Genomic DNA, 15,147 nt, shown 5'->3' with positions numbered 1-15,147 from the left:
TCGAAGGCTCTATTGCCAACTGATTCAAAGAATCACGAAACACGCAGTAAATGCGCGTTTCTGTAATTTACGTTCAAGAAATCAAATTTAATGACTATTTGCTTTATTAAGCAATAGTAGGAGGTTTTATTATGTGCGTAGCAATACCGGGAACAGTAATTGAAGTAAAAGATAAAAATGCGGTAGTTGATTTTAACGGTAATACAGTTAATGCCAGAGCCGGACTTGTAGATGTTGTACCTGGCGACAGGGTGCTGGTTCATGCCGGATGTATAATGCAGAAGGTATCACAGTCAGAGGCTGAAGAGATAGAAAAGCTTTTCGGAGAATTAGAATCAATTTAAAATAAATCTTAGGGAGATATGATCCGGTTATGGATTTAAAAAAGGTTATTGAATATTTGGGCTCATATGATGGCCCTGAAATGAATATCATGGAAGTCTGCGGAAGCCATACGGGAGCTATAGCCAAGAATGGTATCCCAGGACTTCTTTCCCCCAAAATACATCTTATATCTGGGCCGGGGTGTCCTGTCTGTGTTACTCCGTCATCATATGTAGATCATTTAATTGAGCTTTCGCTTAAACCAGACACCTGCATAGTGACTTTTGGAGACCTTATAAGGGTTCCCGGTTCTGAAAAGAGCCTTTCCATGGTCAAAGGTCAGGGCGCAAGAGTTGAGATGGTCTATAGTCCCATGGATATAATAAATATGGCTAAAGGTGAGCCTGATACTACATTTATATTTGCAGCTGTTGGATTTGAAACAACAATGCCTGTATATGCTCTTTTAATGCAGAGTATTATCGAAGAGCATATAGAAAATGTAAAGCTCCTTACGGCTCTTAAAACTATGCCTGAAGTTATAGAGTGGCTTTGTGATAGTAAGGCTCCAGTTAACGGATTCATAGCGCCTGGACATGTGTCAGTAATAACAGGCATACATTGTTTTGAGTCTATAGCAGCTAAATATAATATTCCGTTTGGAGTTGCCGGATTTACCGGAGAGCAGATCCTTATTGCTTTATATGGAATCGTAAAAGCGCATGGACAGGGCAAGGTCATGAATTTCTATCCTTCTGTTGTAAAAGATGATGGAAATCCTAAAGCAAGAGACCTTATCAATCTATACTTTGAGAAAAGTCCGGCAGCATGGCGTGGAATGGGAATAGTTGATGGCTCCGGAATGGTTCTTAAAAAAGAATATATAAGTTATGATGCGGGAAGCTATGATCTTACTTATGATCATAAAGCTAATGCAGCCTGCAGTTGTGATCAGGTTCTTATGGGCAAGAAGAAACCATATGAGTGCCCACTTTATGGCAAAGTATGTACACCAATGACTCCTCAAGGTGCATGTATGGTATCGACAGAGGGCGGATGCTTTACATACTATACTAATAACAGACATGACTGATATAAAATACAGGATTTTATCATAATATCGAAAAGAGAAAATGCCATTTTCAAATTTATACTTTAGAAAATAAAGTCTTGGAAAATATTATAAATATAAAAGAGGAATAAAAATGCAGCAGGATATTATAACAATGGTACATGGAAGCGGCGGAAGTGCAACGTCCGACCTTATTCAGGAAGTATTTGCCAGTGAATTTAAAAATGACACACTTGATCAGATGGAAGATAGCGCAGTTGTAACTGGAGGATCAAAGATAGCAGTTACAACTGACAGCTTTGTCGTAACTCCGCCTGAATACAAAGGAGGAGATATAGGAAGACTTTGTATATGCGGAACTGTAAATGACCTTCTGATGAGAGGCGCTGTTCCTAAATATATTACCTGTGGTTTCATATTGGAAGAAGGAGTTAAGCTGGATCTTTTAAAAAGAGTAGTTCATTCAATGGCAGAGACTGCAAGAGAGGCTGGAGTACAGATTGTAGCAGGCGATACCAAGGTGGTCAATGGTAGTGGCGAGTTTTATATTAATACTGCAGGCGTAGGAATTGTCGCTGACGATGTTGATATAAAAGCTTCAAATGCATGTGACGACGATGTCATAATTGTTTCTGGGACTATGGGAGATCATCATGCAGCAATACTTTCTGAAAGGATGGAAATTGACACGAATGTCACAAGTGATAATGCGCCTCTTGTAGACATAGTTCGTAATCTCCTTTCTAATAATATTAAAGTGCATACACTAAGAGATGTTACAAGAGGAGGGCTTGGAACAGTACTTAAAGAACTTGCAAAAGCTTCCGGCAAAACCTTCTATATAGAAGACGAAGCAATACCTGTTAAAAAGGTAGTAATAGATTTCTGCGGTCTTCTTGGCCTTGATCCTATATATATGGGTAATGAAGGAAAACTTGTAGCAATTGTTGCAAAAGATGATGCGGATAAGGCTCTTGATGTTATTAGAAATAGTAAATATGGAGAAGACGCTACTGTTATTGGAGAGGTTAAGAACGATAATCCTGGAGAAGTAATATTAAAGACAAGAATTGGTGGAAAAAGATCAATTGATATTCTTCAAGGCGAGGGCCTTCCTAGGATCTGTTAATAATAAATAAAAAGTATATATAGACACAGTAATAAGCTTTGTATAAAAAAGACTATACGGGTCACAAAAGAAAGGACAGGCATATTATTTTTGCTTGAAATTATTAGTGATGAAAAGAAGACTTACCATATCCTTTAATGCACCAGTTACATTATGGCTTGTAGTGATAAGCTTTGGAGCTACACTAGCAGGAATACTTACAGGTGGAGTAATAACTGAAAAGTTTTTTATGACATATCATTCTTCGCTTACTGATCCATTTACATATCTTAGATTTGTAACTTATATATTTGGCCATTCAGGCTGGAGTCACTTTATAGGTAACGCCTCGTATCTTTTACTTCTTGGACCTATGCTGGAAGAAAAGAATGGCGGCAAGGTAATGATTGAGGTTGTACTGATAACAGCTGTTATCACTGCACTTATTAACTACATCTTTTTCCCTAATGTTGGCCTTTGCGGAGCAAGTGGGATTGTCTTTGCTTTTATTATGCTTTCATCATTTACCGGTTTCAGAGAGGGAGAGATACCGCTTACTTTTATACTTGTTGCTGTTATATATATCGGTCAGCAGATTTATGATGGATTGTTTCTTACAGATAATGTTTCTAATATGGCTCATATTATTGGCGGCGTTATTGGTGCTTTTATGGGATATGTTCTCAATAAGGGTGGAAAGCGCAGATAAATTTTGAATATATAAAATGATCAAGATAACCCATCACCTTTAGGTGGTGGGTTATCTTGATTTCGGGTGCGGGGTTATAAGCCCCGTACCCGTAGAACTGCGTCAGCAGTGATTTTATAACGAGCAAAAAGCGAAGCGTTTGCGAGTTTAACTTGATAAGAATAGCATATGTGTGATACATTTATGCATTGAAGGAGCTTGAAAGAAGCAGGTTTTACCAGGGGGGATTATATTTGTATGGAAAATCAAAAACTGATCAGGAAATTGCTGATCTACATGAAAGGCAGCAATTCAGAATATGATGTTTATAATCACACAGAATATTCTTCTCTAAAGCAAAGACTTATAAATGAAGGATATAATTTTTATCCTAATTATGGGAATAAAGTATGGTATCAAGGGATATTATCTGAAATTCATAGGGATGATCTTGAGCTTTCTTATTATGATTACTCTGGAAATACTGAATATATTACTGATCATTACGATGCTGTACTTATGCCATGTGCAAATATCTTTTCAGAAGAATTTGTTGATAAGCTAATCAAGAATACAGAATTTATCAGGAAAGTTAAAATCCCGGTTTTTGTAATTTCTTGTGGAATACAGCTAGGGCAGACTGAATCTGTCGACAATCTCATAAGAAAGATTGGCAAAGAGTCATCAGAATTTATTGATGCAGTTTATCAAAATGGTGGAGATATCTGTCTTAGAGGATATATAACAAAAGATTTTTTTGATAAACTTGGATTTGATTTCGCATTTGTAGGAGGATGCCCTTCTATTTATCAAAGAGGCAGAAATCTTAAGATAGACAAAAAGAATGTTTCAGCTTCAGAATTTAAGGTTGCTGTAAATGGTCATAATACTGAGCTTAAAACAAAGCTATATAGAGATATTTTCAGGCAATATCCGGAAAGTGAATTTTTTGATCAGGATGAATATGGAGAGTATTTGTATACTCCGGACTTTTTATCTGATAACAGTATAAAAAAGATAATTCAACATGTACGTAAGAATGGGAATATGGGCTGCAATTTATTGTTCCAAGGAAAAATAAATTATTTTGCAGATGTTGATGACTGGATTGGGTATATTGCTGAAAACAATTTTAGTATGGCATTTGGTTCCAGAATACATGGTAATATAGTTCCTATCCTTTCGGGAGTCCCTGGGGTTGTTAACAGCTGCGATTCAAGAACAAGAGAAATAGCTCAGTTTTACGATATCCCCTGTTATACTACTAAAGAAATTGAAGAATTTAAAGATCTTTATGATTTATATGAAAAGATTGATTATTCAACTTTTAATAAGACATATATATCGAAATTTGAGGAATTTGAAAAGTTCTTAAGAAAATGTAAGCTGGTCGATGAAATAAATGAAAAAAATATTTTTGGCATATCAACCAAAGTAAATAAAACAATAGTAAATGAAAATGATATATATAAGATGAGAAATAAATATATGCGAATGAAGCCGCTTTATTGGTTTATTGATAAAAGCTTAAATATTTATCACGGAATAAAATGATAATAAAAAAGAAGCCTTGGATTGAGGTGCCCCTAAAAGTTAGACTTTTTGGGGGACGGTACAGATCCACGGCTTCTTTTTTTATAAGATGAATATTGGTCTATTTACTTGGCTTTTGGAATGAAGTAACCAAAAGTCATTATTTTATGTAGTGCTAATTTAAAGATATGTAGCTTATCAGTCTCTCTGGAATAAGTCTCTTGTATATACCTTATCTCTGACATCATCAAGGCAGCTGTTATAGCGGTTAGCAATGATAGAATGGCTAAGTTTCTTGAATTTATCAAGGTCATTTATAACTTCACTTCCAAAGAAAGTTGTACCATCTTCAAGTGCTGGTTCATATATTACAACCTTAGCGCCTTTGGCTTTGATACGCTTCATGATTCCCTGGATAGAAGACTGACGGAAGTTGTCTGAGTTTGATTTCATAGTAAGTCTGTATACACCAACAACTACTTCGTGCTCTTTTGATTTGGAGAATGACTCTGAGTTACCATAAGCACCGGCAATTTCAAGAACTCTGTCAGCTATAAAATCTTTTCTTGTACGGTTAGATTCTACGATTGCTTCTATAAGATTTTCTGGAACATCCTGGTAGTTAGCAAGTAGCTGCTTAGTATCCTTTGGAAGACAATATCCGCCATAACCAAAGGATGGATTATTGTAATGAGTACCTATACGAGGATCAAGACATACACCATTGATTATCTGCTGTGTATTGAGATCCTTTGACTCTGCATAGGTATCAAGCTCGTTAAAATATGATACACGAAGAGCAAGATATGTATTTGCAAAAAGCTTAACAGCCTCTGCCTCAGTAAATCCCATAAATAATGTATCAATATTCTTCTTAAGAGCGCCTTCCTGAAGAAGTGCAGCAAACTCATGAGCGGATTTATCAAGTGAAGCGTCTTCTGGATCAGTACTTACGATGATACGTGATGGGTAAAGGTTATCATATAAAGCCTTTGACTCACGAAGGAATTCAGGACTGAATATGACCTTGTTTGTATTGTATTTCTTTCTTACTGATGCAGTATAGCCTACAGGGATAGTAGATTTAATGACCATGACAGCATTAGGATTAACTGACATAACAAGCTCTATTACAGCTTCAACAGCTGATGTGTCAAAATAGTTTTTCTTTGCATCGTAGTTTGTAGGAGCTGCGATAATAACAAAGTCAGCATCCTTATAAGCTGAAGCGCCGTCAGTTGTTGCTTTAAGATCAAGCTCTTTTTCAGCAAGATATTTTTCTATATAATCATCCTGAATTGGAGATTTCTTATTATTGAGCATCTCAACCTTTTCAGGAATGATATCTACAGCTGTAACATGGTTGTGCTGAGCAAGGAGAGTAGCAAGTGAGAGGCCTACATAACCAGTACCTGCAACTGCAATAATTTTAGGAGATGCTTTTGGAAGAGAAGTTCCATTATCTGTCTCTTCAAAAAGATCTGTTATATCAAACTTAAGCGTCTCTGAGAGAGCCTCAAGCTGTGGAATAGAAGGCATATATTCACCGGATTCAAGATGACTAAGCATTGTGCGGTTGATTCCTGTTGCTTCTGAAAGCTGTGCCTGGGTTAATGAAAGCGCTTTGCGCTGATTAATGATCGTATTTGTGAGTAAAGATTGAGATATCTTTTTCATTATTATAGCTCCTTTGTTATTTGTAATAACAATTTGTTATTGGATTCATTATATATACAATAACATTATCAGAGAAAATGTCAATTATATAATTTGAAAATGATAAAAATGTTATAAATTATAACATTAGTAGTTTTATTAAAGTCAAAATAAAGATTTATGTAAAAACAAGATTATTAAGTAACAAACATAAAATAAATAATTGGTAATTATGTCCATATAATTAAAAGTAAGATTTGTTACAATATTAATGTAATAGATTCTCGTTACAAATACCGCAGAAAGGAATCGTGCGTATTGAGTGAATTGTATAGTAAGAAATATACATATGAGAATTCGTTATTTGTCATCGTTCTTTGCAACGAAGACGACGAGAGGTTGATGGATTTTTTTGAGAACAATGTTAAGAGGGTAATTGATTCCAAGGAGGATATGTACAAATGGTTGATATCTCATGATATTTACTTTTTTGTACACTATGTAAGAAAAGAAAAGTTTTTTATAAAACATTTACTAAGCTTACGGGATTTTAAGAGGAATAAAAAGATTTATCCACCTTCTAATGAAGCTTTGGCTAAGTATGAGAAAGATGATGATCTTATACAGGAGCTGGTTCTTGCTTTCAGTTCAGAAGGATATCATATAGTGGAGATGTAAAAAGATTCTTGAAAACTTAATAGCGAATTTATTATTAAATAACCGGCATGATTTTGTGCCGGTTATTTTTTTGAAAAAATGACTGTTGAGCATACACCATACTATGGTCATATTATTACTTTCAACATTGTAAGATTTCTTGACCATATTAAAGGTTTTGTTTATAGTAGATAGGGTTTGATGTATCATGGATAAACTATGGGCAGGATTTATTTTTGCCCTATAAGGGAAGGAAAGGCATGGAAGAAAAAGTTTTAGAGTTGTATGGGAATGAGACTCATGCTGTAAATGAAGCTATAGATCGTATAGTTATTGGCATATATGAGATGAAGCGTGAATATAAGGCAAATTCATTTCTTTTTACAGGTATTGGAAGTGGAGTAGGAACAACTACTGTTGCTATAGACATAGCAATTGCATTGTCTGAAGCTGGTTGGAAGACACTTTTTGTTGATTGTGACTTTAGAAAAGGTAACGAGTTTAAGAGAATAAGTGCACCTTTAGGCAAAGATCTTGCATCATATTTGACAGAAGATGATGTAAAAGAATCTGATATTATTTGTGATACTACATATGAGAATTTATCTTATGTGGCATCAGGCGAGAGATATAATACACCGGTAAGGCTTCTTTGCAGTGATAAAATGGAAGCTCTCTGTGATGAATTTAAGGCAGAATATGATTTTGTAATATATGATCTGCCTTCAATCAGCATTGTTAATGATGCTAAAATTCTGATACCTTCAGTAGACAGATATATTCTTGTTGGTGGCGTAAATATTACTACTAAAAAGCAGATATTTGATGCTAAGCTTGCGCTTCTTGCTTATGGCAAGAAGAATGGTGGAATAATTGCCAACAGAATGGATAAATCCCAATATAGAAAGAATATAAAGGATTATAACTACTTTGATGAAAAGAACCTTAGAAAGACTGTAAGACGCAGAAGAAAGTTTAAGTCTACACCTAAGGACTATTCACTTACTCAAAGTGACATAGATATTCTGACTAAAAATAAGCACAGCATAAAGGAAGGTGAGCAGAAATAATGAAGGCAATTAGAATAAAAAATACTGTTATAACTTTCCTTGTAGCGATAGTAATCTTTATAACAGTCTTTGCTACAGCTGCAGCAAATGCTTATGCTATCGAACCAGAACCACTTGATAATGCTACACTTGTGATTACTTCATATAGTATAGACGGAGAAGAATATGTTACTCCCGGAGAAGTATTCACTTTAAATATTACTGTAAAAAATACAAGTTATACTCAGCGGGTTGGTAATGCGTATGTTACCTTTACACAGCCAGAAGATCTTATATATGTCGAATATGGTAAGACAGCTGTAGGATATCTTGGATATTTTAAAGAAACTGAGGAAAAGCAGACAGCTATAAGACTTGTAGCATCAGAGGCAATTGATACAACTCAGATACTTGCATATCTTACGCTTACATTTGCTGATGCATATAATACACATAATGAAACAGTAAATCAGGTTCAGATTCCTGTATCTGACAGTGGTATCGTCGTAGTTGATAAATATGATGCAACAACTCAGGCTACTACAGGTTCAGGTAACAGAATAGGTGTAACATATCACAACAGTGGTAATACATCAATTGGTGATATAGTTTTGCATATGTCCGGAAGCACCATTGTTCCCCAGTACCATGAGCTTGGAGCGCTTACAAGCAATGCTGTAGCGACGGCAGATGTATATCTGATTTTTACTATAGAGGGGTCACAGAGTGTTGACTTTTATTTTACATATGTAGATTCGGATGGAATAACGCATCAGACAGCTACTCAGACATATACTTTTAATGTAACGGCACCGGAAGCTAATGAGATAGAAGATGTTTCTATTACTAATAATTATCGAATAAATAAGATTGTAAGTGTGATCTTGTGTGTAGTAGCAATAATAATTTCTCTAATTCTTGTTATGATCTACAGAATTAAGAGTAATAGCAGTAGAAGAGGATAATTCAGCTTTTTAGGTGAGGTTAATAATGAATATTAATGAAGATATAAGGTTTGAAGATTTTGTTATAAGTTTTAAAACTGTATGGAATAAGAAAATAATATGCATTGCAGGCGCATTTATTATGTTTGCAGTTGGCATTTTACTAACTTGGAACTCTGATGTTAGTAACTATTATTCATCATATGTAAGTATATATAGTAACAGCTATGGTAATGTTGAAGAATCTTATGATGCTACTACTGTAATGAACAGTTATGCAGAAGTGGTTACTAGTTCAAAAGTATGTGAAAGAGCAGCATCTTCATTACCGCAGTATGGATTTACTGCAGCAGAAATTGCTGATTTACTTACGGTTACTTCTTCTGATAGTGTTTCAATCAAGATCGGGGCATCATATACCGATCCTAATGTTGCAGAAGATGTTGCTAATGCAGTTGCAGAATCGTTTGTAATCGAAATGAGAAATATTACCGGTTCGAACGCTGTTCAGGTCCTTGATTCAGCAAATAGTGCAAGAAGGACATATAGCGGTTTTGCAAACCTTTGGAAAAAACGTGCATTATTTTTTGTAATAGGATTTGTTCTAGTTGCAGGAGTGATATTCGTTACGGAGCTGTTTTCTAATAAGGCGCGCCTTGTTGAACAGTTTGTTGTTGATGAGGATGATTTTATTCTTGGTATAATTCCTGAAGCGGATTCGAAAAATGGTAAATAATAATGTGAAGCTGTCGGTTATTATTCCTGTTTATAATGCAGATAAATATATATCCGATTGCCTGAATAGTATTATAAAAAATGCGTCTTCTGATATTGAGATATTGGTGATAGATGATGGTAGTACTGACAATTCCAAAAATATCATCAGTGATTTTATAAAAAGAGACGGACGGATAAAATGTATTACTCAGGAAAACAGTGGTGTTTCAGAAGCAAGGAATAATGGGCTTAGGAATGCTAAGGGAGAATATATTCTTTTTCTGGATGCTGATGATTATTTAGAAGAAGATGTATTTAATTATCTTATTTTAAGTCTTTATGAGGATGTGTCTGATTATACAGCATATTCTAAAAAGATTTTGTATTCAGATGGCACTACTAAAGATATTTTTTATTCTTGTGACCAGGAAAAATGTTCAGATTCTGGATATATAAATGAACTGATGTATGCATCATCTTCATTTAATGAATGTTGGGGGAAAGTCTTTAAAAAAGAGATTATAGATAAATATAATATTAAGTTCCCCAAAAACATAGCAATAGGCGAAGACCTGCTATTTGTCTATGACTATTTTGAAAAATGTAAAAGCCTTGAACTTGTCAATAAATGCCTTATAGTTTACAGACAACATAGTGGAAGTGCTATGAAAAAAAGCTTAACAGATGACAGGTTAAAGTATACAGACATGTTATATACTGTCGGGAATAGATACGTAAATGCATTAAATGATAAGAGATTATCTTATAAGGCAGATATTTATTATTTTAGAGTTATTACTAATTTATGCAGAGAGTATGCAGCTTGTAAGGATAATAATAAATGTATAGAAATGATATACAGATCAGAAGTTGCACAAAAGGTAATGAGTAAATTAAATATAAGCATGATTCCTTTATACAAAAAGCATGAATATTTACTTATTAAATTAAAGCTTGTAAAGCTATCTGCGCTATATTACAGATTAAAAGCAAGGGCATAAAAATGAGTTCCATATCACTGGTTGAAAGAAATGCAAAGAACAGACAAAACTTCATACAGATGTTATATACATGTGCCCTTTTATTACTGGCTTTTAAGAATATAACAGACTCATCTATAATCATGAAAAAACCAGGTTTTTTAGATGATCTGATTATCGTGTTATTTACAGGTATTATTGGCGTAAAGATTATTACCCAAAGATATACGCTTTTTAAGTTCGTTTTTTCAATAGTATTATTTTGTCTATGTCTATATACATGTATTAAATGTTATTATTTTTATTTATATTTTACGGCTCTTCTCTTTATAGCTATACAGGATGTTGATCTTGAAAAAGCGCTTAACATTGTTTGGAAGTTTAAGGCTTTTTTAATATCAATACATGTAATTGCTTATATGGCTGCATTTATATTAAATCCTTATAGTGTTCCTTATTCTTACAGAAATGGCGTTCAGAGAATGACATTTTACCAGGGACATGCTAATACATTTTCAATGTATATATGTTGGATATCAATGGAATTCTTATACTCCAATTTTAAAAAGCTAACACCACTTAAACTTGGGGTGGTGTGGATCATTAATTATTTTTTCTATATTTTTTGCGATTCGAATACAGCTCTGACAATTATAACTATAGCAAGTATACTGATATATATTTCTATGCTCAAAAATGACTTCAGTAAGTATTATGAGTGGCTTATAAAAATATTTTCAAAATATTTATATGCTTTTCTATCAATTTTCTTTGTAACTATAATTATAGGTTATGTTAATGGGCTGTTTTCAGGTGTATTTGAGATCCTTGATCAGATGTTTACAGGTAGACTTTTATATGGAGCTGTAGCTTATGATCTGAAGGGATTGTCTATATTCGGTAAGGTTGCTGCTTTTGATGATAAGATATTTTGGAGAGGGCACTGGATTGATGGGATGATCTTCGATAATTGCTATATCTGGATGATAGTATGTTATGGAATTGTATATCTTGTTCTTATATCAATGGCTTCAATAGTTTTTAATTCTCAGATGGATATAAGAGACAGGATATTTATAATACTTTATTCATTGTACACAATCATGGAAGCATATGTTATGAATGCAGCTATATGTTTTCCGCTTCTTATTTTTGGTATCTACTTTACCAAAAAGAAAGAATCAAAAACTTCTATCATGATGAATAGATTATCAAAAAAGGAACATAGAATAAATGAAAGCCAAAGTAAGTATTATAATACCTGCTTATAATATCAGGGATTATATAGAAAAATGCTTAAATAGTGTAATTTCGCAGGATTACGATAAGGAACTTACAGAGATCATTATTGTAGATGATGGATCTACTGATGGTACTGCAGAAATACTTGATGAGTATGCTAAAGCAAACAGTTATATAAAAGTAATACATAAGCAAAATGGTGGTGTTTCCGCAGCTAGAAATGATGGGATTAAAAAAGCTACTGGAGATTATATATTTTTCTTTGATGGAGATGATTTTCAGGAAAAATATACCTGTAGCGAACTTGTAGGGATTATTCAAAAAGAGGCCTGTGATGCAGTTATTTATGGATATCACAGGTTTGAAGACGGCAAAGTATATGAAACTAATCTGCCAAGGTTTACTAAAGATATATATGTAGATGAAGAAGTAATAAATGAGGTAATGCCTGCATTTATTGGACTTTCATATGATGATGTTAATAATTGGATTGCAGGTATAAAGGATTCTTTGTATGTAGAAAATCCCGCATTATGGCGTATTCTTTGTAAGAGAAGTATTATTATCGATAATAATCTTAAATTTGATGAAACATTAAAAGTTGGCGAAGATACCTGTTTTATTTCGGAATACCTTAGTTGCTGTAAGAAAGTATATGTACAGCAAAAGTGTTATTATTACCTGGTCACAAGGCCTACATCAGCTATTTATAGATATGAAAGAGAACCATTTTCCAAACTTGAAGGAAAGAAAAAGCTAAATGATGCAAGGCAGGCTCTTGTAGAAAGAGTAAAAAAGCGTACCGGAAAAGATATAACATATACTTTTGCAGGAACAATTGTCATGTCTGCAGTAGAAATGGCTTTCCAACTTTCAGGTAAGAATGCAAAGGCCAGTAGAAAAGAACGTTATGAAGGATACCAAAGCTTTGTAACAGATAAAAGAGTTTTAAATCTTATTATTGGTTTTGATATAGGGAATGGATCTATTATAAAAAGAATACCGTTTGTTATCTTAAAAAAAGGATGGTTACGATTATTGTTCTTGGCAACAACTATACTTCATTTGATAGGATATGAGTTTAAACGATGAAAATAGCTTTTTTGAATTTGTGTCATACAGATCCGGAGCTTGTAGCAAGGTGTGCTAAAAGACTTTGCACTGATCCGGATTTTGATATGTATGTACACGTTGATGCAAAACAGAATATAGAGCCTTTCAGGGAAGCGCTTAAGGATATACGAGGAGTATATTTTACGCCTGACAGATATAAAGTTTATTGGGGCGGATATAATGCTATACATGCCTGCTTTGAACTGATTCGAGCAGCAATAAATAGTGATATTCATTATGACTATTATGTAATGATGCAGAATCTGGACTATCCAATAAAAACCAATAGAGATATAAAGAGATTTTTTGAAGCCAATAAAGGCAAAGAATTTATAAGGGGATGTCCTGTAGCAAGGACAAAAGACTGGGAGTTTTCGAGGAAATACAAGCTTTTTTATATGAAAGATAATCCATATGGGAAAGTATCAAATAAGAATCCGGTTAAATTACTAAATACGATAGCTTCAATTTTCATGAGCATAACCACAATAGGCTTTAATGGCATTATTCATGAGAATGATGGTGATTATGATATTTATTATGGATGTGCACAGTGGGCTGTTACGGATGAATGTGCCAGATATTTAGATGATTTTGAAAAGACACACCCAAAATTTAATCGTAAAATGAAAATAATGCAGTTTCCTGATGAGGAATATTTTCATACAGTCGTACATAATTCAAAATTCAGGGAGCATTGTATTAAATATAATGAGCCACAAAAGAGATGGCTTGTTAACTGGAGAAATCTTACATATTTTGAATTCCCAAAGGAAGTTACGGTGCTTACAAAGGCAGATTATCAGAAATTGAAAGAAGTACCGGATCTTTTTTGCAGAAAAGTAAGAAGTGATATATCTAAGGACCTGCTTGATGAACTAGATAAAGAAAACTTATGAAAACTGGAGACATAAATGGGAGAGCCACTGATAACTGTGATAGTTCCAATCTATCATGTTGAAAAATATCTACATAGATGTATTGACAGCATAATTGATCAGACATACAGGAATCTGGAAATCATTCTTGTTGATGATGGTTCTGATGATGGGTGTCCGGAAATATGTGACGAATATGCCGGAAAAGATAATAGAATCGTAGTTATACATAAGGAAAATGGCGGTCTTTCAGATGCCAGAAACAAAGGTATAGAAATTGCAAAAGGTGAATATCTGGCTTTTGTAGATTCAGATGACTATATTCATAAAGATATGTATCAGATTATGATGGATTCTTTGTTTTCATCAGAGTCTGATATATGTATGTGTTCATACAAGTATGTGTATGATGGAAAAGCTAAAGAAAAAGATAACACATATGGAAGTGATTATAAGACAGAAATAATAGATGGAAAATCTGCTCAGAATAATTATTACATGGGCGATAAAAAACTTGAGCTGACTGTTGCTTGGAATAAACTTTATAAAAGAGAACTGTTTAGAGAATTACGATATCCCAAGGGCAAAATATTTGAAGACGAATATACAACGTATAAGGCTCTATATAAAAGTAATAAGATATGTATTGTTGATCTTCCCTTGTATTATTACCTTCAGAGAAATGACAGTATTATAGGTGAAATGAATGGGCAAAGAGATTCTAAAGTGGTAGAAGCATATCTTCAAAGAATAGATTTTTATAAATCTAATAAGGAAGAGTCCTTATGGCAAAAGAGCGTGATGCATTGCCTTCATATGATCTGTTATTTTAAATCTATGATTAGTAATGCAGATAGCTCCTGCAAAGTAAGTACATACAGTTACAGGAAAGATTTTTTGAAAGAAATAAACAGTTATACTTCAGCATATAAAAGTTTTAGTATTAGAGCAAAAATAGAAATCTTTATATATAAATTAAGTGAAAATATATATTACAAAATATGGAAGATGCTGAAAAAGAATTAATGTAGGAGAGGATTCTCCAGATAATCTTAACAAGAGGTTAAAATATGAAAGAAGAATTGGTAAGTGTAATCATACCAATCTATAACGCTTCTAAATATTTAGGAAATACTATTGAATGCATATTAAATCAAACATATAAGAATCTTGAGATCATTCTTAT

General features: G+C 33.6%; 16 protein-coding genes. 15 read left to right on the top strand and 1 reads right to left on the bottom strand.

The features are described 5' to 3' along the window. Positions 1-131 precede the first annotated feature (131 nt). The 5 genes from K6G87_RS00350 to K6G87_RS00330 all read left to right on the top strand — a co-directional run bounded on the left by K6G87_RS00350 (position 132) and on the right by K6G87_RS00330 (position 4,746). Complete coding sequence (locus tag K6G87_RS00350; RefSeq protein WP_296832303.1) at positions 132-344, top strand: HypC/HybG/HupF family hydrogenase formation chaperone; 213 nt, start codon at positions 132-134, stop codon at positions 342-344. Between the two features lie 29 nt (positions 345-373). Further along, positions 374-1,417, top strand: a complete 1,044-nt coding sequence (gene hypD, locus K6G87_RS00345; RefSeq protein WP_296832300.1) for a hydrogenase formation protein HypD — start codon at positions 374-376, stop codon at positions 1,415-1,417. A 112-nt stretch (positions 1,418-1,529) separates the two neighbouring features. Then, the gene (hypE, locus tag K6G87_RS00340; protein WP_296832298.1) at positions 1,530-2,525 is read left to right on the top strand and encodes a hydrogenase expression/formation protein HypE; all 996 of its coding nucleotides are present in this window, start codon (positions 1,530-1,532) and stop codon (positions 2,523-2,525) included. A gap of 109 nt (positions 2,526-2,634) precedes the next feature. Beyond that, on the top strand, positions 2,635-3,213 hold the full coding sequence (locus tag K6G87_RS00335) for a rhomboid family intramembrane serine protease (RefSeq protein ID WP_296832294.1): 579 nt from the start codon (positions 2,635-2,637) through the stop codon (positions 3,211-3,213). Between the two features lie 198 nt (positions 3,214-3,411). Further along, positions 3,412-4,746 (top strand): polysaccharide pyruvyl transferase family protein, encoded by a 1,335-nt coding sequence (locus tag K6G87_RS00330; protein ID WP_296832291.1) that lies wholly within the window; start codon positions 3,412-3,414, stop codon positions 4,744-4,746. A 177-nt stretch (positions 4,747-4,923) separates the two neighbouring features. Here K6G87_RS00330 and K6G87_RS00325 read toward each other — a convergent pair whose 3' ends face one another. Next, entirely contained in the window at positions 4,924-6,402 is a 1,479-nt protein-coding gene (locus K6G87_RS00325) for a nucleotide sugar dehydrogenase (protein WP_296832287.1), read from the bottom strand. A 297-nt stretch (positions 6,403-6,699) separates the two neighbouring features. Between K6G87_RS00325 and K6G87_RS00320 the strand changes: the two genes are divergently transcribed. From K6G87_RS00320 to K6G87_RS19840, 10 genes are all read left to right on the top strand, one after another. After that, the gene (locus K6G87_RS00320; protein ID WP_296832284.1) at positions 6,700-7,059 is read left to right on the top strand and encodes a hypothetical protein; all 360 of its coding nucleotides are present in this window, start codon (positions 6,700-6,702) and stop codon (positions 7,057-7,059) included. A gap of 239 nt (positions 7,060-7,298) precedes the next feature. After that, positions 7,299-8,108 (top strand): CpsD/CapB family tyrosine-protein kinase, encoded by an 810-nt coding sequence (locus K6G87_RS00315; protein WP_296832281.1) that lies wholly within the window; start codon positions 7,299-7,301, stop codon positions 8,106-8,108. Then, a complete protein-coding gene (locus K6G87_RS00310; protein ID WP_296832278.1) occupies positions 8,108-9,052 on the top strand; it encodes a hypothetical protein in 945 nt (314 codons plus the stop codon). Before K6G87_RS00315 ends, K6G87_RS00310 begins: the two co-directional genes overlap by 1 nt. A gap of 25 nt (positions 9,053-9,077) precedes the next feature. Then, a complete protein-coding gene (locus K6G87_RS00305; protein ID WP_296832275.1) occupies positions 9,078-9,767 on the top strand; it encodes a hypothetical protein in 690 nt (229 codons plus the stop codon). Beyond that, on the top strand, positions 9,757-10,749 hold the full coding sequence (locus K6G87_RS00300; protein ID WP_296832272.1) for a glycosyltransferase family 2 protein: 993 nt from the start codon (positions 9,757-9,759) through the stop codon (positions 10,747-10,749). The genes K6G87_RS00305 and K6G87_RS00300 overlap by 11 nt, the downstream gene beginning before the upstream one ends. Before the next feature lie 398 nt (positions 10,750-11,147). Beyond that, on the top strand, positions 11,148-11,999 hold the full coding sequence (locus K6G87_RS00295) for a hypothetical protein (RefSeq protein ID WP_296832269.1): 852 nt from the start codon (positions 11,148-11,150) through the stop codon (positions 11,997-11,999). Continuing rightward, complete coding sequence (locus tag K6G87_RS00290) at positions 11,962-13,062, top strand: glycosyltransferase family 2 protein (protein ID WP_296832266.1); 1,101 nt, start codon at positions 11,962-11,964, stop codon at positions 13,060-13,062. Before K6G87_RS00295 ends, K6G87_RS00290 begins: the two co-directional genes overlap by 38 nt. Continuing rightward, positions 13,059-13,982, top strand: a complete 924-nt coding sequence (locus K6G87_RS00285) for a beta-1,6-N-acetylglucosaminyltransferase (RefSeq protein WP_296832263.1) — start codon at positions 13,059-13,061, stop codon at positions 13,980-13,982. Before K6G87_RS00290 ends, K6G87_RS00285 begins: the two co-directional genes overlap by 4 nt. A gap of 15 nt (positions 13,983-13,997) precedes the next feature. After that, the gene (locus K6G87_RS00280; protein ID WP_296832258.1) at positions 13,998-14,987 is read left to right on the top strand and encodes a glycosyltransferase family 2 protein; all 990 of its coding nucleotides are present in this window, start codon (positions 13,998-14,000) and stop codon (positions 14,985-14,987) included. A 44-nt stretch (positions 14,988-15,031) separates the two neighbouring features. Next, a partial coding sequence (locus K6G87_RS19840; RefSeq protein WP_296832306.1) for a glycosyltransferase family A protein occupies positions 15,032-15,147 on the top strand: 116 nt, incomplete at its 3' end.

The sequence above is a fragment of the Butyrivibrio sp. genome (genome assembly GCF_024699075.1).
This window is presented reverse-complemented; position numbering and strand designations above follow the sequence as displayed.

Coding starts and splice junctions, on each gene's coding strand:
- K6G87_RS00305 (WP_296832275.1), top strand. CDS start 9,078: ATGAATATTAATGAAGATATAAGGTTTGAAGATTTTGTTATAAGTTTT.
- K6G87_RS00325 (WP_296832287.1), bottom strand. CDS start 6,402: ATGAAAAAGATATCTCAATCTTTACTCACAAATACGATCATTAATCAG.
- K6G87_RS00310 (WP_296832278.1), top strand. CDS start 8,108: ATGAAGGCAATTAGAATAAAAAATACTGTTATAACTTTCCTTGTAGCG.
- K6G87_RS00315 (WP_296832281.1), top strand. CDS start 7,299: ATGGAAGAAAAAGTTTTAGAGTTGTATGGGAATGAGACTCATGCTGTA.
- hypD (WP_296832300.1), top strand. CDS start 374: ATGGATTTAAAAAAGGTTATTGAATATTTGGGCTCATATGATGGCCCT.
- K6G87_RS00300 (WP_296832272.1), top strand. CDS start 9,757: ATGGTAAATAATAATGTGAAGCTGTCGGTTATTATTCCTGTTTATAAT.
- K6G87_RS00285 (WP_296832263.1), top strand. CDS start 13,059: ATGAAAATAGCTTTTTTGAATTTGTGTCATACAGATCCGGAGCTTGTA.
- K6G87_RS00290 (WP_296832266.1), top strand. CDS start 11,962: ATGAAAGCCAAAGTAAGTATTATAATACCTGCTTATAATATCAGGGAT.
- K6G87_RS00335 (WP_296832294.1), top strand. CDS start 2,635: ATGAAAAGAAGACTTACCATATCCTTTAATGCACCAGTTACATTATGG.
- K6G87_RS00295 (WP_296832269.1), top strand. CDS start 11,148: ATGGCTGCATTTATATTAAATCCTTATAGTGTTCCTTATTCTTACAGA.
- K6G87_RS00350 (WP_296832303.1), top strand. CDS start 132: ATGTGCGTAGCAATACCGGGAACAGTAATTGAAGTAAAAGATAAAAAT.
- hypE (WP_296832298.1), top strand. CDS start 1,530: ATGCAGCAGGATATTATAACAATGGTACATGGAAGCGGCGGAAGTGCA.
- K6G87_RS00280 (WP_296832258.1), top strand. CDS start 13,998: ATGGGAGAGCCACTGATAACTGTGATAGTTCCAATCTATCATGTTGAA.